Genomic DNA, 24,357 nt, shown 5'->3' with positions numbered 1-24,357 from the left:
TCTTTGCGTGGCCAGGCGATCCCATGCAAGATCGCCTAAAGTCATCGCTACACTACCACTACATTCCTTTGCGAAGAACAATTACCAGGTTTTACCAATGTTAAACTGGAACTGTTCCGCTTTGTCTCCATCGTACTTCTTGAACGGCTGGGCGTAGGAGAAAACCAACGGCCCCAATGGGGACATCCATTGTAAAGCGATACCCGCTGACATACGGATATTACTTGGATCACTGTAGTCCGGCACACCTATAGCACGTGTTTGAGCGCTATCCTGCCAGTTAGTATCCCAAACAGTACCCATATCCCAGAAGAACGAGGTACGAACCGAGTTGGCATACTTGTCGCTAATGAACGGCGTTGGGGTAATAAACTCCAGGCTGGCGACAGCCATGGCGTTACCGCCCACTGCGTCATCCGATTTACAGTCCTTACCGTCCGCGTTGGAACACTCTTCGTAGTCACTATTATCAGAACCACTGGCGTAAGCACCGTTTTTGTAGACTGCTTTTGGACCGATAGTATTCGACTGGAAGCCACGCACGGTGCTGGAACCACCTGCATAGAAGTTCTCATAGAACGGCATTTCTTTGCTGCCAATGCCGTCGCCATAGCCTACCTTCGTACGTCCTAAAACCACCCACTTGTGATCGTCATCGATCGGCACATAGGTCGCGGTATCCATCGACACTTTGTAGTATTCGTTATCAGAACCCGGAATGGTCACTTTACCGTTCAGGTTGACGCGTGTACCGTCCGTTGGGAAATACCCACGGTCCAGTTTGTTGTACGTCCAACCGTAGTTAAAGGTGAAGTCATCAGCGGCAAAGCTGTTGGTATTGGTCTCGCCCATTGACTCAAGATAACGATCCATCGCAACCTGCGGCTGCATGTTGGACAGTTTGTTATGTACATAACCCAGGCCGGCACGCAACGTGTTGTATTCGTTTACCGGGAAGCCAAGCGTTACGTCTGTACCATAACTTTTGTTGGTATAGTCGGACAGATCCGCATCATTCGCTTCAAAGTCGTTATAGAAGACACGGCCACCCAGGCTCACACCATCAACGGTGAAGTACGGGTTAGTCACAGACAACTCAGTATAGGTCTGGTAGTCGTTTTTGGTGCCGTTGATGCCAACAGAATAACCGGTACCTAACCAGTTATCTTGCTGAACGCCAGCCTGGAAGCTCACGCCGCTCTCGGTACCGTAACCGACGCCGAAGTTAAAGCTACCGGTGTTACGCTCTTTGACCTTGTAGACTACATCAACCTGATCCGGTCTGCCCGGAACACGCTGAGTATCGGTATCAACTGTTTCAAAGTAACCCAGACGGTTCAGACGCTCTTTACCCTGGTCGACCAGATCGCTGCCCAACCATGCACCTTCCATCTGACGCATTTCGCGACGCAGAACGGAATCTTTAGAGGTGTCGTTACCTTCAAAACGAATCTTACGCACATAGAAACGGTTACCCGCATCCACGTTTACGCGTAATTTAACGGTTTTGTCAGCGTCGTTGATTTCAGGCTGCGACTGTACGCGCGGATAGGCATAGCCATAGCGACCCAGGAGCTTCTTGATATCATCTTCCATTTTGGTCACTTTGGTGCCGTTATAGAGTTCACCTGGCTCGATCTTCGTCAGGGTCTCAATTTCGGCGGAGTGCCCGGCCAGGTTACCGCTCACCTGAACACCAGAAAGCTTGTACTGCTCGCCTTCTGTGATGTTAACGGTGATGTAGATACCTTTTTTATCCGGCGTCAGGCTGACCTGAGTGGAATCGATATTAAAGCGGGCATAACCGCGATCCAGATAGTAACTGCGCAGGGTTTCAAGGTCACCCGCCAGTTTCTGTTTCTGGTATTTGCGATCGCCCACCACGTTCCACCACGGCACTTCGTCACGCAACTGGAAGTGAGAGATAAGTTCGTCAGTCGTGAAGGCATGGTTGCCGACGATATTGATCTGTTGGATCTTCGCCGAAACACCTTCCTGGAAGACCAGCTTGAGGTCAACGCGGTTACGCGGCAACGGCGTCACCACCGCTTTCACACTGGCGCTGTACTTACCGACGCTATAGTAGAAATCTTCCAGGCCTTTTTCGATATCGGCAAGCGTAGTGCGATCCAGAGACTCGCCAACACGCACGCCAGACGCCTCGAGGTTTTGCTTGAGCATGTCATCTTTCACCGATTTATTACCGGAGAAAGTGATGCTTGCAATCGTCGGACGCTCTTTTACCTGAACCAGAAGGGTATCACCATCGCGCAGGACGCGGACATCCTCAAAGTTACCGGTGGCGAACAGAGCACGAATGGTATTACTGATGTCTTCATCATTAACCGTGTCGCCTGTGCGCACCGGCATACTGAGGAGAGCCGCACCAACGGCGACTCGCTGTAGGCCTTCGAAATGAATGTCCTTCACTACGAACCCTTCAGCACCGTATACGGTGGCGCTGCTAAACAGCAGCGACGCTATGAGCAACTTTTTCATCGCCATCGTTATTATGCGTTCTTCCTAACACTCTCTTACAACCGAGAGAAATCATTGAAAAGTGCAAGCCCCATTAACAACACCAGCAAGATAGAGCCAATGCGATAACTAAAGTCTTGAACCCGCTCGGATACCGGACCGCCCTTCAGCTTTTCAATCGCCAGGAACAGCAGATGCCCCCCGTCAAGAACGGGCAACGGAAACAGGTTGATTATCCCTAAGTTCACGCTGATAAGCGCAAGGAACATCAGGTAATAAATAATCCCGAATTCCGCTGACATCCCAGCCCCCTGGGCGATAGAAATCGGCCCACTGAGGTTGTTCAGTTTTACATCACCGGTAATCAATTTTCCCAGCATACTGACCGTCAGCTTCATCAACTGCCACGTTTTATCCGAGGCTTCGAGGACGGCGCTGAATGGCCCATACTGGCGTACAGTCTTATACTCATCAGGCAGAGGAATAACTTTAGGCACCACGCCCGCAAAACCTTCTGCCTTCCCGTTAACCTGTTTTGAATCTGGGGTTAACGTTAAAGACAAGGAACTTCCTTGTCTTTCAATATCTAGCGCTAACGGCTTATCCGGATTATCGCGCACCAGCGTCACAAACGTCATCCATTGCGTCAGCGGCTGACCATTGACTTTAACGATCCTGTCGCCTGCTTGCAAACCTGCCTTACTTGCAGCGGAGTTAACCTGCACTTCTGACAGCACCGGTTCAATCTGCGGACCGCGCGGACGAATCCCTAAACTGGAGACGGGATCCTCTTTGTCTGGCTCAAATGCCCACTGACGTAAATCCAGCGTTTTGTCCTGACGCTGGTTACTGCCAAACTGCGCTACGCTGAGAGTCGTATGCTCATCGCCAATTTTGGCTACCAGTTGCAACCTCACGGCATCCCAATCAGGGGTTTCGATACCATCAACCGCTTTTAGTTCCGTACCCGGCTGAATTTGCGCCTGCGCGGCAATCGAGTTGGGTGTTATTTCACCAACAACCGGACGAACGCCAGGGACACCGATGATAAACACCAGCCAGTAAGCGAAAATAGCAAAAAGGAAGTTTGCAATCGGACCTGCGGCGATGATGGCTGCGCGTTGTCCAACCGTTTTATTGTTGAAGGCGTAATGGCGCAACTCCGGTGCGACTGGTTCAGCGCGCTCATCCAGCATTTTGACGTAACCGCCGAGGGGAATCAGGGCGATAACGTATTCCGTACCTAATTTATCGGTACGCCGCCAAAGCGCTTTTCCAAAACCAATGGAAAAGCGTTCGACGCGGACTCCGCAGCGCCGCGCAACCCAGAAATGACCAAATTCATGCACGGTGATAAGCACACCAAGTGCGACAATGAATGCAGCCAGATTCCAGAGAATACTCAGCATAAGACCATCCGTTAGAGCGTCCTGAATACCAGTAACAACAGGCAGGCAAATACCGGTACCGCAGCCGTCAGGCTATCAATACGGTCCAGAATACCGCCGTGTCCTGGAATTAAGTGACCACTGTCCTTAATACCTGCTTCACGCTTAAACATACTCTCGGTCAGGTCACCCAGCACGGAGGCCAGGGCTGCAACGATGGAGCAAATGAGCAAGGTGACAGGCGCAACTTCAAGATTCGCCCACATGCCATAACCCCATGAGATTACGGCCGCAGTGGCGAGTCCGCCAATAAAACCCTGCCAGGTTTTACCAGGAGAAACCTTCGGTGCCAGCTTATGTTTGCCAAACAGCTTACCAAACATATACGCACCCGAGTCCGCTCCCCAAACGAGGATCATGACATACAGCAGCCATAGCGCGCCACTATAATGATTCTCATCATAATGCCATGCACGTAGCGCCAGCATTCCCCAAAAGAACGGAACAATGGTTAACACGCCGAAAATTATGCGTAATGTTTTGGAATTACGCCAGACCGACGCAGAGCCGGGATAAAACAATACCAGCAACAGCGCCACGACCCACCAGCCCAGCGACGCCCACAGCGATACTTCAACCAGCGGCTGATGAATATTGCGATGGTATTCCGGCAGTAAGAACAGCATTAGCGCCAGCAATAGCCCGCACAAAACCGCCAGCCAGACTCGCTGTGTACGCGTGGTAAAACCGCTTAACTGTCCCCATTCCCAGGCGGCCAGCATACAAACGACCAGCGTGACAATGGCGAACCCCACCGGCGGCAGCAAAAACAGCGCCGCGATGACAACGGGTATTAAAACAAAAGCAGAAATCAGGCGATACTTCAGCAAAAGCGACCCCCATCAGGCTTTTTCATCACCGGGCTCGGTGCCGCCGAAACGACGCTCACGATTAGCAAAGGCATGCAGCGCACCTTCAAAGTCTTGTTCATCGAAATCGGGCCAGAGAACATCCGTAAAGTAAAGTTCGGCATAGGCAATTTGCCACAACAGAAAATTACTAATTCGATGCTCTCCCCCAGTCCTTATCACTAAATCCACAGGAGCCAGTTCATGCATACAAATTTGCTGCCCAAGCATCTCTTCATCGATTTGCTCTGGACGCAGCAGACCATCCTGCACCTGTTGTGCCAGTTGCCTGACTCCCTGGACTATATCCCACCGTCCACCGTAATTCGCTGCAATATTCAGCGTCAACCCGGTATTCTGGGCAGTAATCGCTTCTGATTTGCGAATCCGTTCTTGCAAACGAGAGTTAAATCGACTGATATCCCCGATAATACGCAGACGTACGTTATGGCGGTGCAGGTTTTTCACTTCACTATCAAGTGCCCACACAAACAGTTCCATTAACGCGCTCACTTCCTGCGCAGGTCGGTTCCAGTTCTCACTGCTAAAGGCATACAGCGTTAACGCATCAATACCGTTATTGGCAGCAAAAGAGACAGCCCGGCGGACGGATTTTGCTCCGGCCTTATGCCCAAAGGCGCGAATCTTCCCTTGCTTTTTCGCCCAGCGGCCATTGCCATCCATGATAATTGCGACATGGCGACAACCATGTGCTGGCAAATTTTCGCTTAATGGTTTAGTTGCAGACAACATAACGCGTTATTAGTCCCTGAAAGGATTTACGGTACTCAGGAATACTGAAGCCCATCCACAAAAAAGCCGTGTCAAACCACGGCTTACCCGACCGAAAAAAAGCAAATACCCGCGATCGGGTGGCGCAGACTATATCACTGAAGCCCAACGCTAACAAATAGCACGATTCTCCGTAGAGGGATTATCATCAGCTTGAGAGTCGCATCACTTCTTTTCTGGCGACGTCCCGCGCGATGGCATCAACCTTCAGCACGTCATCAACGCTCTGCGGCTCCTGCAAATCCATCTTATCCAGCACGGATAAATTCAGGTCAGCAATATCGGTAAATCGGATCTGCTGCGCCAGAAACGCGGCAACGGTAATTTCATTCGCGGCATTAAGTGCGGTCGTTGCCGCCTGCCCTTGCTCAAACGCGTCCATCGCCAGTTTCAGGCACGGATAACGCTGGTAATCAGGTGCAGAAAACGTCAGCGCACTGAGTTTGCAAAAATCGACAGGCTTAACACCGGACGTCACTCGTTCTGGCCATGCCATGGTATGGGCAATAGGTGTACGCATGTCCGGTTCACCCAACTGCGCCAGAACACTACCATCCTGATAACGGACCATCGAATGAATAACCGACTGCGGGTGAATCAGCACTTCCATCTGGCTTGCACTGGCATTAAATAACCAACGCGCTTCAATGTATTCCAGACCTTTGTTCATCATGGTGGCGGAATCGACAGAGATTTTTCGTCCCATCGACCAATTCGGATGACGACATGCCTGATCGGGGGTCATAGAGACCAGATCGCGCAATGGCGTTTCACGGAATGGGCCACCAGACCCGGTAAGCAGAACTGACATAACGCCGTTTTGCTCAAGGTCAGCGTATCCCAGATTGTGTTGGATAGGTTGCGGTAAACTCTGAAAAATCGCGTTATGCTCGCTATCTACCGGCAAAAGCTGCGCTTTGTGGCGTTTCACGTCGTCCATAAACAGACGACCGCAGGTCACCAGAGACTCTTTGTTCGCCAGTAAAATACTTTTGCTCGCACGAATTGCCGCCAGCGTTGGCAATAAGCCCGCTGCGCCGACAATTGCAGCCATGACCTGATCAACATCATCCAGCGCAGCCATATCACAGGCAGCCTGCTGACCGCTCATGACCTCTGTGCGACTGCCCTGCTCCAGCAGAGCTGCTTTTACCAACGCAGCGCTTTTTTCATCGTCCATTACCGCATAGCGAGGAGAAAACTCCAGGCATTGCTCTACCATGCGGGCGACATTTTTACCCGCCACCAACGCAGTAACACGAAATTTTTCCGGGTTATGGCGTACTACATCCAGCGTACTGCAACCAATGGAACCGGTTGATCCCAGGATGGTTAATTGCTTCATGAGACATCCAGAAGAATTTTACCCTTTAAGGTATATAGACAGAAAAAAGCAAAACGCCGCCATCCAGCCTTCTCAGGCCTTCTAAGCGGCGTTTTTAGCGTACAGGCGAATCAGAACTGCATCAGTTCCGCTTCTTTCTCTGCCAGCGCCGCATCAACTTTCTTGATTGCAGCGTCAGTCAGTTTCTGTACGTCGTCCTGAGAACGGCGATCGTCATCTTCGCTGATCTCTTTTTCTTTCAACAACGCTTTCACTTTGTCGTTTGCATCGCGGCGTACATTACGTACCGCAACACGCGCGCCTTCAGCTTCGCCACGCACGATCTTGGTCAGATCTTTACGACGTTCTTCGGTCAGCGGCGGCAGCGGAACGCGGATGTCGGAACCCGCAGAGCTTGGATTCAGACCGAGGTCGGAAGCCATGATGGCTTTCTCAACGGCTGGCCCCATAGAACGGTCAAACACGTTGATTTTCAGGGTACGGGAATCTTCAACCGTTACGCTTGCCAGTTGGCGCAGCGGAGTCGGTGTGCCGTAATATTCCACGACAATACCATCCAGCAGGCTAGGAGAAGCACGACCCGTGCGAATTTTGCTGATTTGGTTTTTGAACGCTTCGACGCATTTGTCCATGCGTACTTCAGCATCTTTTCTGATATCGTTGATCACGTTACGAATCCTTGAAAGCTTGTTTCAGTCAGACCATACCCGCCGTGCAAGATGTGACAAGTATAGTCTTGATTAATTTTGAGGGACGTATCCCGCGACATTAAAGCGGAATATTACCTGCATTTAGCCGCAACGGGAATTATTCCGTGATTAACGTGCCTTCTTTTTCACCCATAACAACACGGCGCAGTGCACCTGGTTTGTTCATGTTAAAGACACGAATCGGTAATTTGTGGTCACGAGCCAGCGTGAACGCAGCCAGATCCATGACTTTCAGCTCTTTATCCAGTACTTCAGTGTAGGTCAACTGTTCGTACATGGTCGCCGTCGGATCTTTAGCCGGGTCGGCAGTAAATACGCCATCGACTTTGGTGGCTTTCAGTACCACATCCGCTTCAATTTCAATACCACGCAGGCAGGCTGCTGAATCGGTGGTGAAGAACGGATTGCCGGTACCCGCAGACAAAATAACAACGCGGTTGTTACGCAGCAGGCTGATAGCTTCAGCCCAACTGTAGTTATCACACACGCCGTTCAGAGGAATTGCGGACATCAAGCGAGCGTTCACATAGGCGCGGTGAAGCGCATCGCGCATCGCCAGACCGTTCATTACGGTGGCTAACATGCCCATGTGGTCGCCCACAACGCGGTTCATCCCTGCTTTCGCCAGACCAGCGCCACGGAACAGGTTACCACCACCAATCACTACGCCAACCTGAATACCCAGCTCAACCAGCTCTTTGATTTCCTGAGCCATGCGGTCAAGGATGCTTGCATCAATACCGAAGCCTTCTGAACCTTGCAGAGCTTCGCCACTTAACTTAAGCAGAATACGTTTGTAGACGGGTTTTGCATTGGTAGCCATGTTTCTTTCCTGAGACTGTCAACGAATGAGATGAGTTAATTCCAGCGACATTGTATGTCGCTTTTCAGCAGGACCACTATAGCGGTTCGCTGAATTTACAAGCCAGACACAAAAAGAAGCCGCCCTCAGGCGGCTCCTTTCAAAATTAAGACTGCTTGGACATCGCAGCAACTTCTGCTGCAAAGTCAGTCTCAACTTTCTCGATGCCTTCACCCACTTCAAAGCGGATGAAGCCTGTTACGTCAGCGTTATGCTCTTTCAGCAGCTGACCAACAGATTTGCTCGGTTCCATGACGAAAGGCTGACCGGTCAGAGAAACTTCGCCGGTGAATTTCTTCATGCGGCCTTCAACCATTTTCTCTGCGATTTCTTTCGGCTTGCCAGACTGCATAGCGATGTCCAGCTGAACCTGGTATTCTTTTTCTACCACTTCAGCGGAAACGTCTTCCGGCTTAACGAATTCTGGTTTGCTTGCAGCAACGTGCATTGCCAGCTGTTTAACCAGTTCTTCGTCAGCGCCAGTTGCAGCAACCAGAACACCGATACGAGCACCATGCTGGTAGTTACCCAGAACTTCGCCTTCCAGGGAAGCAACGCGACGGATGTTGATGTTCTCACCGATTTTAGCAACCAGAGCAACACGTTCTTCTTCGAACTGTGCTTTCAGAACTTCAACGTCAGTGATTTTGCCAGCAACGGCAGCGTCCAGTACTTTGTCAGCAAATGCCTGGAAACCAGCATCTTTAGCAACGAAGTCAGTCTGGCAGTTAACTTCCAGAATGAAAGCGATGTTGCCGTCGATTTTGGTTTTGATTACGCCGTCAGCAGCAACGTTGCCTGCTTTTTTCGCCGCTTTGATTGCACCGGACTTACGCATGTTTTCGATTGCCAGCTCGATGTCGCCATTAGCTTCAGTCAGTGCTTTTTTGCAATCCATCATGCCTGCGCCAGTACGCTCACGCAGCTCTTTTACCAGGGATGCGGTAATTTCAGCCATTCTAAAATCCTCGGAAGATTTGATCTGCCCGGCATGAAACCGCACAGATTTAAAAGTGAAAAAGGGGGCCATATACAGGCCCCCTAACCAAACGTGATACTACCTGGTCTATAAGGGCTCTAACGAGCGTGCCTTATTATTCAGCTTCTACGAAGCTTTCTTCCGCCTGGGAAGCCAGATCCTGAGAACGGCCTTCACGAACGGTAGTAGCTACAGCGCCCAGGTACAGGGTCACAGCACGGATTGCGTCGTCGTTACCCGGGATAACGAAGTCAACACCGTCCGGATCAGAGTTGGTATCAACGATTGCAAATACTGGGATACCCAGGTTGTTTGCTTCTTTGATAGCAATGTGCTCGTGGTCAGCATCGATTACGAACAGAGCGTCCGGCAGACCGCCCATGTCTTTGATACCGCCCAGGCTGTTTTCCAGTTTCTCAAGCTCACGAGTACGCATCAGCGCTTCTTTCTTGGTCAGCTTTTCGAAAGTACCGTCCTGAGACTGAGTTTCCAGATCTTTCAGACGTTTGATGGACTGACGAACGGTTTTCCAGTTAGTCAGCATACCGCCCAGCCAGCGATGGTTCACGAAGAACTGGTCGCAGCTGTTAGCAGCTTCTTTCACCGCTTCGCTTGCAGCGCGTTTAGTACCAACGAAAAGGATTTTACCTTTACGAGCAGAGATCTTGTTCAGTTCAGCCAGAGCTTCGTTGAACATCGGTACAGTTTTCTCAAGGTTGATGATGTGAACTTTGTTACGCGCACCGAAGATGAACGGCTTCATTTTCGGGTTCCAGTAACGGGTCTGGTGACCGAAGTGAACACCAGCCTTGAGCATGTCGCGCATGGAAACAGTTGCCATGATTAAAACCTCTATATATAAAAGTTGGGGTTAAGCCTCCACGCATCCCATATTACCGACCCCAAAGGGCACCCCGGAATATGTGCCGATACGTGTGTGTTGTTACACAAAGTGAGATTTGTCGCTCCCGTCCATCGTGTGTAGTCTTCGAATGGATCGGAAGTCCGGCGCGCTTTATACCACAAATACGCCATAGACACCAATAATTGTTGGCACTGTGTGCTGTTAATGATTCTCAATTTGGCAGCACGTATGCGGGACTGATACCATTGGCAGCACTTAAACAATTATTGCCGATATCATCGGCACTGATGGACAGAATTCATGGCTATCTCAATCAAGACCCCTGAAGAAATCGAAAAAATGCGCGTCGCTGGCCGCCTGGCCGCTGATGTACTGGAAATGATCGAACCGTTTGTTAAACCGGGCGTCAGCACCGGCGAGCTGGATCGTATCTGTAATGACTATATCGTGAATGAGCAGCAGGCCATTTCCGCCTGCCTGGGTTACCACGGCTATCCGAAGTCCGTGTGTATCTCTATTAATGAAGTGGTGTGCCACGGGATCCCGGACGACGCCAAACTTCTGAAAGACGGCGATATCGTCAACATCGATGTGACTGTGATTAAAGACGAGTACCACGGCGACACCTCGAAAATGTTTATCGTCGGCAAACCTACTATTCTGGGCGAGCGTCTGTGCCGCGTCACGCAGGAAAGCCTGTATCTGGCGCTGCGGATGGTGAAACCGGGCATTCGCCTGCGCACGCTGGGCGCTGCAATTCAGAAATATGCGGAAGGTGAAGGTTTCTCTGTCGTTCGTGAATACTGCGGTCACGGTATCGGTCGCGGCTTCCATGAAGAGCCGCAGGTTCTGCACTACGATGCAGACGACGGCGGTGTGGTACTGCAGCCGGGCATGACGTTCACCGTAGAACCGATGCTGAATGCCGGTGATTACCGCATCCGCACCATGAAAGACGGCTGGACGGTGAAAACCAAAGACCGGAGCTTGTCTGCACAGTACGAGCATACTATTGTAGTGACGGAAAACGGCTGTGAGATTCTGACGTTACGCAAGGATGACACCATCCCGGCGATCATCACACACGGCGAATAATGTTTTGCCTGATGGCGATGCATTCGCATCTTATCAGGCCTACAAATTGTACTACTTAGTAGGCCGGGTAAGGCGTTCACGCCATCATCCGGCTTTTTAATGGGTGGCGCATAATGAATACTCTTCCTGAACAGCACGCAAATACTGCCCTCCCCACCCTGCCTGGCCAGCCACAAAACCCAGGGACATGGCCACAGCACGACCTCAACTGCACCGGTATTAAAGCGCATATCGACACCTTCCAGAGCTGGTTAGGCGAAGCGTTTGACAGTGGAATTTCCGCAGAACAGCTCATTGAGGCCCGCACCGAATTTATTGATCAGTTGCTTCAGCGCCTGTGGATTGAAGCCGGTTTCGGTCAAATTGCCGACCTGGCGCTGGTTGCCGTTGGCGGCTACGGGCGCGGCGAACTGCATCCGCTCTCCGATATTGATCTGCTGATCCTCAGTCGTAAAAAGCTACCTGATTCGCAGGCAGAAAAAGTCGGTGAGCTGTTAACGCTGCTATGGGACGTGAGGCTGGAGGTTGGGCACAGCGTGCGTACGCTGGAAGAGTGTCTGCTGGAAGGATTGTCAGATTTAACCGTCGCCACTAACCTGATTGAAACACGCCTGCTTATCGGCGATGTGGCGCTGTTTCTTGAGCTGCAAAAGCATATTTTTAGCGAAGGTTTCTGGCCGTCCGATAAATTTTACGCCGCCAAAGTGGAAGAGCAAAATCAGCGCCACCAGCGTTATCACGGCACCAGCTACAACCTGGAGCCGGATATCAAAAGCAGTCCCGGCGGCCTGCGCGATATCCATACTCTGCAATGGGTGGCCCGTCGCCATTTTGGCGCCACCTCGCTGGACGAAATGGTCGGCTTCGGCTTTTTGACGCTGGCAGAACGCGCCGAACTGAATGAATGTTTGCATATCCTGTGGCGGATTCGCTTCGCCCTGCATCTGGTCGTTAGTCGTTACGACAACCGCCTGCTGTTTGACCGCCAGCTCAGCGTGGCGCAACGGCTAAACTACGGCGGCGAAGGCAATGAGCCTATCGAGCGGATGATGAAAGACTATTTCCGGGTCACGCGACGGGTCAGCGAACTGAACCATATGCTGTTGCAACTGTTCGACGAGGCGATCCTCGCCCTGCCAGCCGATGAAAAACCGCGCCCGATTGATGACGACTTTCAACTGCGCGGCACATTGATCGATCTGCGCAACGACGACCTGTTTATCCGTAAGCCCGAAGCGATACTGCGGATGTTTTACATCATGGTGCGTAACAGCGCGATCAGCGGGATTTACTCCACAACGCTGCGCCATTTGCGTCATGCCCGCCGTCATTTAACCCAGCCGCTATGCTACATTCCGGAAGCGCGTTCGCTGTTTCTCAGTATGTTGCGCCATCCGGGCGCGGTGAGTCGCGGCCTGCTGCCGATGCATCGGCACAGCGTTTTGTGGGCCTATATGCCGCAATGGTCGCACATTGTCGGCCAAATGCAGTTTGACCTGTTTCATGCCTATACGGTGGATGAGCACACTATCCGTGTGATGCTCAAGCTGGAGAGTTTTGCTAACGAAGAGACCCGTCCGCGCCATCCGCTGTGCGTGGATCTGTGGCCGCGCTTGCGACAGCCGGAGCTAATTCTGATTGCCGCGCTGTTCCACGATATCGCCAAAGGTCGCGGCGGCGATCACTCGGTTCTCGGCGCCCAGGACGTGCTCAAATTCGCCGAACTGCACGGTCTGAACTCACGTGAAACGCAGCTGATCGTCTGGCTGGTGCGTCAGCATTTGCTGATGTCGGTGACCGCTCAGCGCCGTGATATTCAGGATCCGGAAGTGATCAAGCAATTCGCTGAAGAAGTACAAACGGAACATCGTCTGCGCTTTTTAGTGTGCCTGACCGTCGCGGATATTTGCGCTACTAACGAAACGCTGTGGAATAGCTGGAAGCAAAGTCTGCTGCGCGAGCTGTACTTTGCGACGGAAAAACAACTACGTCGTGGGATGCAAAACACGCCGGATATGCGCGAACGCGTTCGCCATCATCAGCTTCAGGCACTGGCGCTACTGCGTATGGACAACATTGATGAAGAAGCGCTGCACCACATCTGGTCGCGCTGTCGCGCCAACTATTTCGTGCGCCACAGCCCAAATCAACTGGCCTGGCATGCGCGTCATCTGCTGCAGCACGATCTCAGTAAGCCGCTAATCCTGCTCAGCCCGCAGGCCACGCGCGGCGGAACGGAAATTTTTATCTGGAGCCCCGATCGCCCTTACCTGTTTGCCGCCGTCTGCGCCGAACTGGACAGGCGCAATCTAAGCGTCCACGATGCGCAGATTTTCACTACCCGCGATGGGATGGCGATGGATACGTTCATCGTGCTGGAACCGGACGGCAGCCCGCTGTCTTCAGACCGACACGAAGCGATCCGTTTTGGACTGGAACAGGCGATCACGCAGCGCAGCTGGCAGCCACCGCAACCACGTCGTCAGCCGGCAAAATTACGCCACTTTACCGTCGATACCGAGGTTACTTTCCTGCCGACCCACACCGACCGAAAATCATTCCTTGAGCTTATCGCTCTCGACCAGCCTGGACTGCTGGCGCGGGTCGGGCAGATTTTTGCCGATCTGGGAATTTCGCTGCATGGCGCCCGAATTACAACCATTGGCGAGCGAGTAGAAGATTTATTCATAATCGCCACCGCCGACCGGCGCGCCCTTAATAATGAGCTGCAGCAGGAAGTACATCAACGGTTGACAGAGGCCCTCAATCCAAACGATAAAGGGTGATGTTTTTATTTATTATGGAAAGAGTTTAACAATGCAGCAGTTACAGAACGTTATTGAGTCCGCTTTCGAGCGCCGTGCCGATATTACTCCGGCAAATGTAGATACCGTAACCCGCGAAGCGGTGAATCAGGTTATTGCTTTACTGGATTCCGGTGCACTGCGCGTCGCAGAAAAGATTGAGGGTCAGTGGGTCACGCATCAGTGGCTGAAAAAGGCGGTCCTGCTCTCTTTCCGTATTAACGATAATCAGGTTATCGAGGGTGCAGAAAGCCGTTACTTCGATAAAGTGCCGATGAAATTCGCCAACTACGACGAAGCACGCTTCCAGAAAGAAGGTTTCCGCGTGGTTCCGCCAGCGGCCGTACGCCAGGGTGCGTTTATCGCCCGTAACACCGTGCTGATGCCGTCTTACGTGAACATCGGCGCTTATGTGGATGAAGGTACGATGGTTGATACCTGGGCGACCGTGGGTTCCTGCGCGCAAATTGGTAAAAACGTTCACCTGTCCGGCGGCGTTGGCATCGGTGGCGTACTGGAGCCGTTACAGGCTAACCCGACCATCATCGAAGACAACTGCTTCATCGGCGCACGTTCTGAAGTGGTTGAAGGCGTGATCGTCGAAGAAGGCTCTGTTATCTCTATGGGCGTGTACATTGGTCAGAGCACCCGTATTTACGATCGTGAAACCGGCGAAGTGCATTATGGCCGCGTTCCGGCGGGCTCTGTGGTTGTCTCCGGCAACCTGCCGTCGAAAGATGGCAAATACAGCCTGTACTGCGCGGTGATTGTGAAGAAAGTCGATGCCAAAACGCGTGGCAAAGTAGGAATCAACGAACTGTTACGCACTATCGACTAACAGTGATTTGAAAAAGCGGGCTTAGCCCGCTTTTTTTACATCTGCGAGTGGCATAAACAAGGCTTTTCGTTAATTATTCAATGGTTATGGTGAGCTTAAGGGTACCGCTATGTATGACAATCTGAAAAGTCTGGGCATTACTAATCCTGAAGAAATCGATCGTTACAGCCTGCGGCAAGAAGCCAACAACGATATCCTGAAAATCTATTTCCAGAAGGATAAAGGCGAGTTTTTTGCCAAGAGCGTGAAGTTCAAATATCCCCGTCAGCGTAAAACGGTTGTCGCCGATGGCGTCGGCCAGGGTTACAAAGAAGTGCAGGAGATCAGTCCCAACCTGCGCTATGTGATCGACGAACTGGATCAGATCTGCCAGCGCGATCGCAGCGAAGTCGATCTTAAACGCAAGATCCTTGATGATTTACGTCATCTGGAAAGCGTCGTGACCAACAAGATCAGCGAAATTGAAGCCGATCTGGAAAAACTAACGCGTAAATAACCGCGAGTGAATGTGTTCGTATGCCGGGTAAGGCGAAGCCGCCCCCCGGCATTTTGCCTGATAAGCGTAGCGCCAACAGGCAAGGAATTAATGCTGCTCATCCAGTTGTAGCGCGACATACAGCAGCAGTCGGTCGTCAAAACTCCCTAAATCCAGCCCGGTCAGCTCTGAAATTCGGTTCAGGCGATATTCCAGCGTATTACGGTGGATAAATAACGCTTTTGAGGTCGCCAGCGGCTGAACGTTATGCCGAAACCACGCCGCTAATGTTCGACGCAGTAAGCCGTTGTTATCCATTGCTTTCAGCCGTACCAACGGACGCGCCAGCTCGTTGGCCTGCCAGCCGCCGCGCAGGCTGTCCAGCAGAACTGGCAGCATCAAATCCTGGTAGAAATAGCTACGACTTTCCGGCATCCGTTGCTTGCCGACCATCATGGTCGTGCGCGCCGTACGATACGAACGGGCAATACTGCCTGGCCCGGTAAAATAGTTGCCCAGCGACACGCGAAAACGCAGCTGTCCGTTCTCTTTCATGCGAGCAATGAGCTGCTCAACACGCTTGCGGTGATCTTCCGCGTCCCAGCGACCAAACTGATTGAGCGCCGGTTTCAGCACCACCATCTCGGTCAGGGAAACAATCGCAATCAGATTATTACGTTCAGGCGTAGTCAACGCGTTCTGCAATTGCTGTAGCTCCGCCATCGCGCTGTCAACGCCAAGCTGGCCACTATCAACCTCTACCACTGCCACCACGCGCGGCTGGTTCAAATCAATGCCTAAACGTTGCGCCCACTCCATCAGCGCCGGGGTATTCTCTTCCGCCTGAATCAGATTCATCACCAGCTCTTCACGCAGGCGGCTATCCTGCGCTAACAGATGCATCAGGCGCGACTGCTCCAGCATCATTTCGGCTGTCATGCACACCAGCTCGCCGTATTTACGCAGATGTTCCGGTTCACCGGTAAGCCCGATAACGCCAACGATTTCGCCTTCCAGGCGCAACGGCAGGTTTATCCCCTGACGCACGCCGTGCAAATGCCTCGCCACTGCATCGTCAATGTCCACCACCCGGCCCTGCGAAAGCACCAGCAGCGCACCTTCGTGCAATTCACCAATGCGTTCGCGATCGCCACTGCCAATGATCCGCCCACGGGCATCCATTACGTTGATATTGGTATCAATGATGCGCATGGTTCGCGCCACGATATCCTGCGCCATTTTGGTATCGAGATGCCAGCCAGCCATAAAGCCCTCCTGTGAGCAGTGCTCAAGCATAGGGAAGAAAACAGGCTGCGACATTGTGCAAATGCACAAAGCAGAAGAGAGAAGTATGGAGTTGTGGTAGGTATCACAAAAAGAAACCCCTTCCCTGATATGGGAAGGGGTTCAGAGGGATTATTGCATCAACAGATAGATAGAGCTGTCACCACGCTGAATGTTCAGCGCCAGAACAGCCGGTTTACTGTCGAGAATTTTGCGCAGTTCCGCGATGTTTTTCACCGGTTGCTGGTTAGCACCAATGATGACATCCCCTTTCTTCAGGCCAATCTGTGCCGCCGGCGAATTCGGTTTCACATCGCTTACCACGACACCTTTGTCCTGGCCTTTGTTGCTCATATCCGCACCTTCAATGCCTTTGAAGATAGAGCTGGAATCAACCTGAGTCTGGCTGCTCTGCTGCAGTTCCAGGTTCACCGTTACCGGCTTACCGTCGCGCAGCAGGCCAAGGTTAATTTTGCTACCCACTGGCATGGTGCCGACCTGCGCACGCAGGGCAGCGAAGCTGCTGATTGGTTTACCGTTCAGGGAGGTAATCACGTCCCCGGCTTTGATACCGGCTTTCGCTGCAGAAGAGTTCGGCATAACCTGGCTGACGAATGCCCCACGCTGGGCATCCACTTTCATCGCTTTCGCCAGCTCAGAGCTCAGCTCAGTCCCCATAATACCCAGCTCACCGCGTTTAACCTGGCCGAACTCAACCATCTGCGAAGTCAGGTTTTTCACCATGTTGCTTGGGATAGCAAAACCAATCCCGATGTTGCCACCGTCCGGCGCGAGGATCGCGGTGTTAATCCCGATCAACTCACCATTCAGGTTAACCAGCGCACCGCCAGAGTTACCGCGGTTGATCGCCGCATCCGTCTGGATAAAGTTCTCGTAGTTTTCGGCATTCAGGCCACTACGCCCCAGTGCAGAAACGATACCTGATGTCACCGTTTCACCGAGGCCAAACGGGTTACCAATCGCTACAGTGTAATCACCCACGCGCAGCGCATCAGAATCTGCCAGCTTAATTGCCGTCAGGTTTTTCGGATCCTGAATTTGGATCAGCGCGATATCAGAGCGCGGATCTTTTCCGACGATTTTTGCGTCAAACTTACGCCCATCGCTCAGTTGAACCTTGATCACCGTGGCATTATCGACCACGTGGTTGTTGGTCACAACATACCCTTTCGCGGCATCAATGATGACGCCAGACCCCAGCGCCATAAATTTCTGCTGCTGGCCGCCGCCGTTGTCAGCGCCCGGAGCACCGCCCTGGCAGAACGGTGAGCTCTGGAACGGAGAACCGTCCTGGCAGAACGGAGAGTTATCACCAAAGAACTGCTGGAAATTACGCGGCATACGCGGCGTATTGACCGTCGTGCTCCCCTCGACATTAATACTCACCACCGATGGCATCACTTTTTCGAGCATCGGGGCCAGGCTTGGCATCTGTTGGGCTGTTGTCGCTGAAGACGCTGTCTCAGCCGCCGTTGCAGACAGGGGGGACAACGCCAAACCTAAACTCAGAGCCAGTGCACTCATTGCTAATGTGGTTTTTTTCATGTGTTTCGTTCTCGATTAACAGGTAACGCAAAATTGCTGTATACGTCAGATTCGTTTTATAACGCTAAGTTCCAGAATTGAGTTTAAGGAAAAAGTAAAATTTTATTGGCCGTCTTTACAAATGAGTATTTATTGTTCTACGGCCATCAAGCGACGATATTCATCCCAGGCATACAAATCTGTCATCCCGCTGATATAATCCTGGATCAACCGGCAGCGATAATAATATTCCAGAACCGAATACTCAGCGCACTCCGTCGATATTTTACTAACCGCCTCAACATACGCAAGACGATGGCGGGTAGACAACTTCTGAAATAAACGGGACTCGATAGGAAAACGTTTTACTCTTTCCTTGTCGACCAGTTCAGTAAAATCTGACTGAGACATTTTCAATAACGGTTGATAGATCTCCAGCAACCCGCTGATCACCCGATAGCCCTGTAATTCCAGTTGCTCAACATCCGGATGGCTAAACACATGTTTTACCGCCACATTCTTATAAACGCCCAGTAACTGGCTGAAGCTACTGGCATCTTCTAACAGCGCATGATTAAAGCTGCCTTCATAAATCTGCGGCAAATTATCAATAAACCGCTGGGCCGCATACGGAACCAGTTTATTCAGCGTATTGACGCGTAAATACATAAAGAACTGATCTTCGGTGCTGCGGCTTAATGTATTTGAACGTGATTTTTCCCAGGCGTTCTCAACAACCTGACTAAACAGAGAGCCTTTTTCGTGATGCCCCCACGCTTCATGCAGATGATGGTAAAGTTGCTCGACGCTAAAGATTCTTTTCTCAACGGCATCTTCCAGGTCGGCCACGCAATATGAGATATCATCGGCAGCTTCCATAATCCAGGTTAATGGAAAACGACTGTAAGGTGCTAATGATAATTCTTTACGTAACCGCTCAATATACGGTTCCTCGGAAAGGTAATAACCAGGCTTCTTCATTAAATAGTTGTGCGTCTCGGGTGCACTGCCGCGCCACCATGCCGGACGGGTATATTTTAAAATACCGCCAACCTGCGCCCAGGTAAGGTTCATACGCATCAAAGTATGCACCAGACGAATACCCTGCGCATTGCCTTCAAAATGACACAAGTCCTGGCGTACCTTGCGGCGAATATCATTCAGCGACTCTTCACCTTCACGCAAACGTAATGCCGTCACCTGGCAGCGGTCATCACTCAGAGGCTGACTTTCCGCGTCTGCGGGATACAACCGCTGGCGAAACCAGTCATTAATCGCCGCTTCGCCAAAATGACCAAACGGCGGATTACCGATGTCATGCATCAGGCACGACATTTCGACAATACTCTCAAACGGTCCCGTCAGTTCATCCAGACCATACTGCTCTAGCAGCTTTAGCTCTTTCAGTCGGCTGAGGATCTCTTTCGCGATATAGCGCCCAACCTGCTGCACTTCCATCGAGTGCGTCAGACGCGTACGCACCGCTGCATTACGCTCCAGCGGAAAGACCTGGGTTTTTTGTTGCAGCCGGCGAATAGCCGGAGAATTGATAATACGTCCACGATCGCTTTCAAAAATTCGCAGGATCTCATGCTCCGTCTTCACGCCCTGCGGCGAACGGTAACGGCGATGCCAGTTTATTTTTTTTCGGAAATCGATCTGTACCATATCCTCTCCCGCCTGAGAAATGCGCTACCCCTTAAGCGCATGATAGACTATGCCCTCAAATCTGGCTTATCGCGAGTAAATCTATGAAAATCGGCATCATTGGTGCAATGGAAGAAGAAGTTACGCTGCTGCGTGACAAAATCGAAAACCGTCAGACCATCACGCTCGGCGGTTGTGAAATTTACACCGGCCAACTGAACGGTACTGAGGTTGCGCTTCTGAAATCAGGTATCGGTAAAGTAGCTGCGGCGCTCGGCGCTACGCTGCTGCTTGAACGCTGCAAGCCGGACGCCATCATTAATACCGGTTCCGCGGGCGGCCTGGCCTCTACGCTGAAAGTCGGCGATATCGTAGTTTCTGATGAAGCGCGCTATCACGACGCCGACGTCACTGCCTTTGGTTATGAATTTGGTCAGCTACCGGGTTGCCCGGCTGGTTTTAAAGCCGATCCTGCGTTGATTGCAGCCGCAGAATCTTGCATCGCCAAACTCAATCTGAACGCTGTTCGCGGACTTATCGTCAGCGGCGATGCATTCATTAATGGTTCCGTGGGGCTGGCTAAAATTAAGCATAACTTCCCGCAGGCGATTGCCGTTGAGATGGAAGCGACCGCAATTGCGCACGTTTGCCACAACTTTAAGGTGCCATTTGTCGTGGTTCGCGCTATCTCTGACGTTGCCGATCAGCAGTCCCATCTCAGCTTTGACGAATTCCTGGTGGTTGCCGCGAAGCAGTCAAGCCTGATGGTTGAAACGCTGGTGCAGAAACTGGCGCATGGCTAAATTATTCTCCAGGGCGCTGGTCGCCCTGCTTTTCACTCTCCCGGCGTTCCTTTACGCCGCACCGCGTGTTGTAACGCTTTCTCCTGCCAATACCGAACTCGCTTTTGCCGCAGGCATTACCCCAGTTGGCGTCAGCAGCTACTCAAACTACCCGCCAGAAGCCAAAAATATTGAAGAGGTCTCAACATGGCAAGGTATGAATCTTGAGCGTATTGTGGCGCTGAAGCCTGATTTGGTCATCGCCTGGCGCGGGGGAAATGCTGAGCGGCAGGTGAATCAACTGACCTCCCTGGGAATTAAGGTCATCTGGGTGGACGCCGTTACCATTGAGCAGGTTGCCGATGCGCTACGCCAGTTGGCTGCATGGAGCCCCAAGCCTGAACAAGCTAAACAGGCGGCGCAAACCATGCTTGATGACTATGCTTTACTTAAATCTCAGTATGCCAACAAACCGAAAAAACGCGTGTTTCTCCAGTTTGGTGCCAATCCTCTGTTTACCAGTGGAAAAGGTTCTATTCAGCACGAAGTTCTTGAGGTATGCGGCGGAGAAAACATCTTTGCCGGTAGTCGGGTTCCCTGGCCGCAGGTTAGCCGTGAGCAGGTCCTGGCACGAGCCCCCCAGGCTATTGTTGCAACCGGCGGTCCGGGCGAAACTCTGAAAATTGAGCAATACTGGGGAAACCAGCTAAAAATACCCGTTATTACACTTAATAGTGACTGGTTCGAACGCGCGAGCCCGCGTATTATCCTCGCCGCAAAACAACTCTGTAATGCGCTTTCACAGATAAATTAGCGCCTGCCCCCACCAGGTCTGTTGTGAGGATTTAAAAATGCTCGTCTATTGGCTTGATATTGTCGGCACCGCGGTATTTGCAATCTCTGGCGTATTACTGGCCGGAAAATTACGTATGGATCCGTTTGGCGTCCTGGTCCTCGGCGTGGTTACCGCCGTCGGAGGTGGCACGATCCGCGATATGGCGCTGGATAATGGACCGGTTTTTTGGGTTAAAGATCCAACCGATCTGGTCGTAGCGATGATCACCAGCATGCTGACGATCCTGTTGGTACGGCAGCCAAGACGCCTGCCGAAATGGATCCTTCCGGTGCTTGATGCCGTTGGCCTGGCGGTGTTCGTGGGTATTGGCGTCAACAAGGCCTTTCTCGCAGGAACAGGACCCTTGGTGGCGATTTGTATGGGGGTGATTACCGGCGTCGGCGGTGGGATCATTCGCGATGTATTAGCACGTGAAGTCCCGATGATTTTGCGTACCGAGATCTACGCCACAGCCTGTATTATCGGCGGGATCGTGCATGCGACGGCGTTTTATACCTTTGATGTTTCACTGGAAAACGCCAGTATGATGGGGATGATTGTCACCCTGCTGATTCGGCTTGCCGCCATTCGCTGGCATTTGAAATTACCGACGTTTGCGCTGGATGATAACGGACGTTGACATGATGATGCAGAATATGTAGGCCGGATAAGGCGTTTACGCCGCCATCCGGCACATTGCCCGGTGGCGCTACGCTTACCGGGCCTACACCATCAGACCACTGGTATTACAGACAGCAATCAGATGCTGAAAGAAGAACCACACCCGCAGGTGCTTTTCGCATTCGGGTTAGTCACAACGAAGCGGGAACCTTCCAGACCTTCGGTATAGTCAACCGCGCCGCCCACCAGATATTGCAGGCTCATCGGGTCAACCACCAGACCAACACCTTGTTTCTCAATGGTCATATCACCATCGTTCACCTGATCGTCAAAGGTGAAACCGTACTGGAAACCGCTGCAACCACCGCCGGTGATATACACACGTAATTTCAGATTCGGGTTATCTTCGTCAGCGATCAGGCTTTTTACTTTATTGGCTGCTGCTTCAGTAAATTGCAGTGGCAGCGCTACGTCATCACTCATATTTTGCTCCAAACGACATTGGCAATTGGGCAAATTATAACCCAATGGTTAAGGCCATTATCTAATACCCTGGTATTTCGTTCAAGTATTCTCGCCAGCGGCTGTACCCTGGCTTTTAGCCGCCTGCTCCGCTTCCTGTTTTGCCAGCGTACGGGCAAGGATAGTCGAGTATAGCGGCTTTCCGCCCATAAATTGGGCTAATAGTGTTGCGCCAAGACAGGTAATAATCATTGGCAAAATGAGCTGATAGTTATCGGTCATCTCCAGCACCAGCACAATACCGGTGAGCGGCGCCCTTACCGACGCCGCCAACAATGCCCCCATTCCGGCGATGGCAAAGGTCCCGGCCTCCAGATGATAATGCGGAAAAGAGGCCGCTGCCGCCATACCGAACGCGGTGCCAAGCAACGTGCCCAATGCCAGCATCGGGGCAAATATCCCGCCGGGCGCGCCGGACGAGAAGCACAGCAGCGTGGTAATGACGCGGGCAATAAAGATAAACAGCAGTAAACCAACGCTGAAATTCCCTGCCGCAGCGATAGGTATCAGGTTAAACCCGCCTCCAGCCGCTTCTGGTGTAATTAAGCCAAGAATCCCGCACAGACCGCCGATCGCACCGCCCATCAGCACCCATTTTTTGAGATCGCCGCCGTGGAAACGCTGGAACATATCCTGAGTCCGTAACACCATGGTGTTGAACAACGGTCCGACACAGCCAAAAATAACCCCCAGGACCAGATACAACCACAGCGTGTTCACCGGCGCATTGGAGAGCTTCCCAACTTCAATAAGCGGTGCCTCGCCGTTGAAAACACGAAACACAATGCTCGACATGATGACGCCGGTAAACACGGCTTTGATCGAGACAAGGTTATAGCGAAACTGCGGGCGCATCTCTTCAATAATGAACAGGATCCCCGCCAGAGGGGCGTTAAACGCCGCCGAAAGGCCCGCTGCCGCACCGGTAGCCAATAAGGTATGTCGCGCTTCTGCGCTACGCATGCGGAAAATATCCAGCACCATGCGCCCGAGGTTACCACCGATCTGCACGGTCGGTCCTTCTCGCCCGAGCACCATACCGGCACCCAGCGTGCCCATACCGCCGAAAAATTTCACCGGCAGTACGCGCCACCAGCGCACAGGCCGCAGCTCTTCCAGCGCGCCTTCAATCTCTGGGATCCCCGAACCACCGGCTTCCGGCGCAAATTTACGCACCAGAAAGTAGCCAACCATCGCCAGCAACGCAGAGAGAATAAATGCCAGCGGCCACAGCAGAATGGCATGGTCCGCAACCTGAGCCAGCGCGCCAATGCGCTGATTCTGCACCCAGGTCACCGCTTTCTCAAATGCCACGCCAACAAGCCCTGTCACTGTACCCACTACGGCAGCCATCAACAGGATCGCCAACGGCGTTTTGTCTCGTTCCAGGAGTCGACGGATTTGATCCCTGCGGCGTAAACGCACAATTTGTTGTGCTTCAAAAGAGGGAGTGTCTGTCTTCATCAGATGATCATTAATTGGTAATACAAATACGGAATCGGCATTCTACTCGCACATTTCACGAAAATCCCCTGCAAATCGTATTGTTTCAAATGCGTAAAACTTTCATAACCTTCTCTGA

Annotated in this window: 21 protein-coding genes and 1 pseudogene; 7 read left to right on the top strand and 15 right to left on the bottom strand. The window is 52.0% G+C overall.

All coding sequences use genetic code 11. The annotated features are described in order from the left end of the window. Positions 1-81 precede the first annotated feature (81 nt). The 9 genes from bamA to rpsB all read right to left on the bottom strand — a co-directional run bounded on the left by bamA (position 82) and on the right by rpsB (position 10,303). Positions 82-2,505, bottom strand: a complete 2,424-nt coding sequence (bamA, locus tag OGV57_RS13750; protein ID WP_003018536.1) for an outer membrane protein assembly factor BamA — start codon at positions 2,503-2,505, stop codon at positions 82-84. A 29-nt stretch (positions 2,506-2,534) separates the two neighbouring features. Beyond that, positions 2,535-3,887 (bottom strand): sigma E protease regulator RseP, encoded by a 1,353-nt coding sequence (gene rseP, locus OGV57_RS13745; protein WP_044714937.1) that lies wholly within the window; start codon positions 3,885-3,887, stop codon positions 2,535-2,537. Positions 3,888-3,898: 11 nt separating this feature from the next. Further along, positions 3,899-4,756 (bottom strand): phosphatidate cytidylyltransferase, encoded by an 858-nt coding sequence (cdsA, locus tag OGV57_RS13740; protein WP_003018541.1) that lies wholly within the window; start codon positions 4,754-4,756, stop codon positions 3,899-3,901. A gap of 12 nt (positions 4,757-4,768) precedes the next feature. Further along, positions 4,769-5,527 (bottom strand): (2E,6E)-farnesyl-diphosphate-specific ditrans,polycis-undecaprenyl-diphosphate synthase, encoded by a 759-nt coding sequence (ispU, locus tag OGV57_RS13735; protein WP_003018543.1) that lies wholly within the window; start codon positions 5,525-5,527, stop codon positions 4,769-4,771. A 187-nt stretch (positions 5,528-5,714) separates the two neighbouring features. Further along, positions 5,715-6,911, bottom strand: a complete 1,197-nt coding sequence (gene ispC / locus OGV57_RS13730; protein ID WP_048233869.1) for a 1-deoxy-D-xylulose-5-phosphate reductoisomerase — start codon at positions 6,909-6,911, stop codon at positions 5,715-5,717. Between the two features lie 110 nt (positions 6,912-7,021). After that, the gene (frr, locus tag OGV57_RS13725; protein ID WP_003018547.1) at positions 7,022-7,579 is read right to left on the bottom strand and encodes a ribosome recycling factor; all 558 of its coding nucleotides are present in this window, start codon (positions 7,577-7,579) and stop codon (positions 7,022-7,024) included. 139 nt (positions 7,580-7,718) lie between these two features. Further along, positions 7,719-8,444, bottom strand: coding sequence for a UMP kinase (gene pyrH / locus OGV57_RS13720; RefSeq protein ID WP_003018549.1), 726 nt, complete (start codon positions 8,442-8,444; stop codon positions 7,719-7,721). 145 nt (positions 8,445-8,589) lie between these two features. Beyond that, on the bottom strand, positions 8,590-9,441 hold the full coding sequence (gene tsf / locus OGV57_RS13715; RefSeq protein WP_003018551.1) for a translation elongation factor Ts: 852 nt from the start codon (positions 9,439-9,441) through the stop codon (positions 8,590-8,592). Positions 9,442-9,577: 136 nt separating this feature from the next. Further along, on the bottom strand, positions 9,578-10,303 hold the full coding sequence (rpsB, locus tag OGV57_RS13710) for a 30S ribosomal protein S2 (RefSeq protein ID WP_003018553.1): 726 nt from the start codon (positions 10,301-10,303) through the stop codon (positions 9,578-9,580). 324 nt (positions 10,304-10,627) lie between these two features. Here rpsB and map point away from each other — a divergent pair, with 324 nt between their 5' ends. The 4 genes from map to OGV57_RS13690 all read left to right on the top strand — a co-directional run bounded on the left by map (position 10,628) and on the right by OGV57_RS13690 (position 15,560). Continuing rightward, on the top strand, positions 10,628-11,422 hold the full coding sequence (map, locus tag OGV57_RS13705; protein WP_003018555.1) for a type I methionyl aminopeptidase: 795 nt from the start codon (positions 10,628-10,630) through the stop codon (positions 11,420-11,422). 113 nt (positions 11,423-11,535) lie between these two features. Beyond that, positions 11,536-14,208, top strand: a complete 2,673-nt coding sequence (gene glnD, locus OGV57_RS13700; protein WP_003837534.1) for a bifunctional uridylyltransferase/uridylyl-removing protein GlnD — start codon at positions 11,536-11,538, stop codon at positions 14,206-14,208. A gap of 31 nt (positions 14,209-14,239) precedes the next feature. After that, positions 14,240-15,064: a 2,3,4,5-tetrahydropyridine-2,6-dicarboxylate N-succinyltransferase gene (dapD, locus tag OGV57_RS13695; protein ID WP_003837532.1), complete on the top strand. Its 825-nt coding sequence runs from the start codon at positions 14,240-14,242 to the stop codon at positions 15,062-15,064. A gap of 109 nt (positions 15,065-15,173) precedes the next feature. Next, positions 15,174-15,560, top strand: coding sequence for a DUF3461 family protein (locus tag OGV57_RS13690; RefSeq protein WP_003018562.1), 387 nt, complete (start codon positions 15,174-15,176; stop codon positions 15,558-15,560). 87 nt (positions 15,561-15,647) lie between these two features. On the opposite strand, the gene cdaR is transcribed toward OGV57_RS13690, so the two are convergent. The 3 genes from cdaR to dgt all read right to left on the bottom strand — a co-directional run bounded on the left by cdaR (position 15,648) and on the right by dgt (position 20,036). Continuing rightward, positions 15,648-16,805, bottom strand: coding sequence for a DNA-binding transcriptional regulator CdaR (gene cdaR / locus OGV57_RS13685; protein ID WP_054528066.1), 1,158 nt, complete (start codon positions 16,803-16,805; stop codon positions 15,648-15,650). Between the two features lie 150 nt (positions 16,806-16,955). Beyond that, entirely contained in the window at positions 16,956-18,389 is a 1,434-nt protein-coding gene (degP, locus tag OGV57_RS13680; protein ID WP_005132129.1) for a serine endoprotease DegP, read from the bottom strand. 129 nt (positions 18,390-18,518) lie between these two features. Further along, positions 18,519-20,036: a dGTPase gene (gene dgt, locus OGV57_RS13675; protein WP_046670962.1), complete on the bottom strand. Its 1,518-nt coding sequence runs from the start codon at positions 20,034-20,036 to the stop codon at positions 18,519-18,521. Positions 20,037-20,119: 83 nt separating this feature from the next. Between dgt and mtnN the strand changes: the two genes are divergently transcribed. Genes mtnN through OGV57_RS13660 form a run of 3 tightly spaced genes read left to right on the top strand, consistent with a single transcriptional unit; the run spans position 20,120 to position 22,272 of the window. After that, positions 20,120-20,818 (top strand): 5'-methylthioadenosine/S-adenosylhomocysteine nucleosidase, encoded by a 699-nt coding sequence (mtnN, locus tag OGV57_RS13670; protein ID WP_003845802.1) that lies wholly within the window; start codon positions 20,120-20,122, stop codon positions 20,816-20,818. Then, positions 20,811-21,611: a vitamin B12 ABC transporter substrate-binding protein BtuF gene (gene btuF / locus OGV57_RS13665; protein WP_003845800.1), complete on the top strand. Its 801-nt coding sequence runs from the start codon at positions 20,811-20,813 to the stop codon at positions 21,609-21,611. Before mtnN ends, btuF begins: the two co-directional genes overlap by 8 nt. Positions 21,612-21,648: 37 nt before the next feature. Next, positions 21,649-22,272: a TRIC cation channel family protein gene (locus OGV57_RS13660; RefSeq protein WP_003018578.1), complete on the top strand. Its 624-nt coding sequence runs from the start codon at positions 21,649-21,651 to the stop codon at positions 22,270-22,272. A gap of 119 nt (positions 22,273-22,391) precedes the next feature. Here OGV57_RS13660 and erpA read toward each other — a convergent pair whose 3' ends face one another. The 3 genes and pseudogenes from erpA to clcA all read right to left on the bottom strand — a co-directional run bounded on the left by erpA (position 22,392) and on the right by clcA (position 24,239). Beyond that, complete coding sequence (gene erpA, locus OGV57_RS13655) at positions 22,392-22,736, bottom strand: iron-sulfur cluster insertion protein ErpA (protein ID WP_003018581.1); 345 nt, start codon at positions 22,734-22,736, stop codon at positions 22,392-22,394. After that, positions 22,729-22,794 (bottom strand): annotated as a pseudogene (yadW, locus tag OGV57_RS13650) (small protein YadW). The gene erpA and the pseudogene yadW overlap by 8 nt, the downstream one beginning before the upstream one ends. A gap of 23 nt (positions 22,795-22,817) precedes the next feature. Then, positions 22,818-24,239, bottom strand: a complete 1,422-nt coding sequence (clcA, locus tag OGV57_RS13645; protein ID WP_048233871.1) for a H(+)/Cl(-) exchange transporter ClcA — start codon at positions 24,237-24,239, stop codon at positions 22,818-22,820. Positions 24,240-24,357 lie beyond the last annotated feature (118 nt).

Source organism: Citrobacter sp. Cf087, from assembly GCF_030334285.1.
GTDB lineage: Bacteria > Pseudomonadota > Gammaproteobacteria > Enterobacterales > Enterobacteriaceae > Citrobacter > Citrobacter freundii.
Note: the sequence above shows the minus strand (reverse complement) of the source record. Positions and strands in the feature narration are given on the sequence as shown.

Excerpts from the sequence above, each read along its gene's own strand:
- bamA (WP_003018536.1), bottom strand. The coding sequence starts at position 2,505 with ATGGCGATGAAAAAGTTGCTCATAGCGTCGCTGCTGTTTAGCAGCGCC.
- rseP (WP_044714937.1), bottom strand. The coding sequence starts at position 3,887 with ATGCTGAGTATTCTCTGGAATCTGGCTGCATTCATTGTCGCACTTGGT.
- ispU (WP_003018543.1), bottom strand. The coding sequence starts at position 5,527 with ATGTTGTCTGCAACTAAACCATTAAGCGAAAATTTGCCAGCACATGGT.
- ispC (WP_048233869.1), bottom strand. The coding sequence starts at position 6,911 with ATGAAGCAATTAACCATCCTGGGATCAACCGGTTCCATTGGTTGCAGT.
- pyrH (WP_003018549.1), bottom strand. The coding sequence starts at position 8,444 with ATGGCTACCAATGCAAAACCCGTCTACAAACGTATTCTGCTTAAGTTA.
- tsf (WP_003018551.1), bottom strand. The coding sequence starts at position 9,441 with ATGGCTGAAATTACCGCATCCCTGGTAAAAGAGCTGCGTGAGCGTACT.
- rpsB (WP_003018553.1), bottom strand. The coding sequence starts at position 10,303 with ATGGCAACTGTTTCCATGCGCGACATGCTCAAGGCTGGTGTTCACTTC.
- map (WP_003018555.1), top strand. The coding sequence starts at position 10,628 with ATGGCTATCTCAATCAAGACCCCTGAAGAAATCGAAAAAATGCGCGTC.
- glnD (WP_003837534.1), top strand. The coding sequence starts at position 11,536 with ATGAATACTCTTCCTGAACAGCACGCAAATACTGCCCTCCCCACCCTG.
- dapD (WP_003837532.1), top strand. The coding sequence starts at position 14,240 with ATGCAGCAGTTACAGAACGTTATTGAGTCCGCTTTCGAGCGCCGTGCC.
- OGV57_RS13690 (WP_003018562.1), top strand. The coding sequence starts at position 15,174 with ATGTATGACAATCTGAAAAGTCTGGGCATTACTAATCCTGAAGAAATC.
- cdaR (WP_054528066.1), bottom strand. The coding sequence starts at position 16,805 with ATGGCTGGCTGGCATCTCGATACCAAAATGGCGCAGGATATCGTGGCG.
- degP (WP_005132129.1), bottom strand. The coding sequence starts at position 18,389 with ATGAAAAAAACCACATTAGCAATGAGTGCACTGGCTCTGAGTTTAGGT.
- dgt (WP_046670962.1), bottom strand. The coding sequence starts at position 20,036 with ATGGTACAGATCGATTTCCGAAAAAAAATAAACTGGCATCGCCGTTAC.
- mtnN (WP_003845802.1), top strand. The coding sequence starts at position 20,120 with ATGAAAATCGGCATCATTGGTGCAATGGAAGAAGAAGTTACGCTGCTG.
- btuF (WP_003845800.1), top strand. The coding sequence starts at position 20,811 with ATGGCTAAATTATTCTCCAGGGCGCTGGTCGCCCTGCTTTTCACTCTC.
- OGV57_RS13660 (WP_003018578.1), top strand. The coding sequence starts at position 21,649 with ATGCTCGTCTATTGGCTTGATATTGTCGGCACCGCGGTATTTGCAATC.
- erpA (WP_003018581.1), bottom strand. The coding sequence starts at position 22,736 with ATGAGTGATGACGTAGCGCTGCCACTGCAATTTACTGAAGCAGCAGCC.
- clcA (WP_048233871.1), bottom strand. The coding sequence starts at position 24,239 with ATGAAGACAGACACTCCCTCTTTTGAAGCACAACAAATTGTGCGTTTA.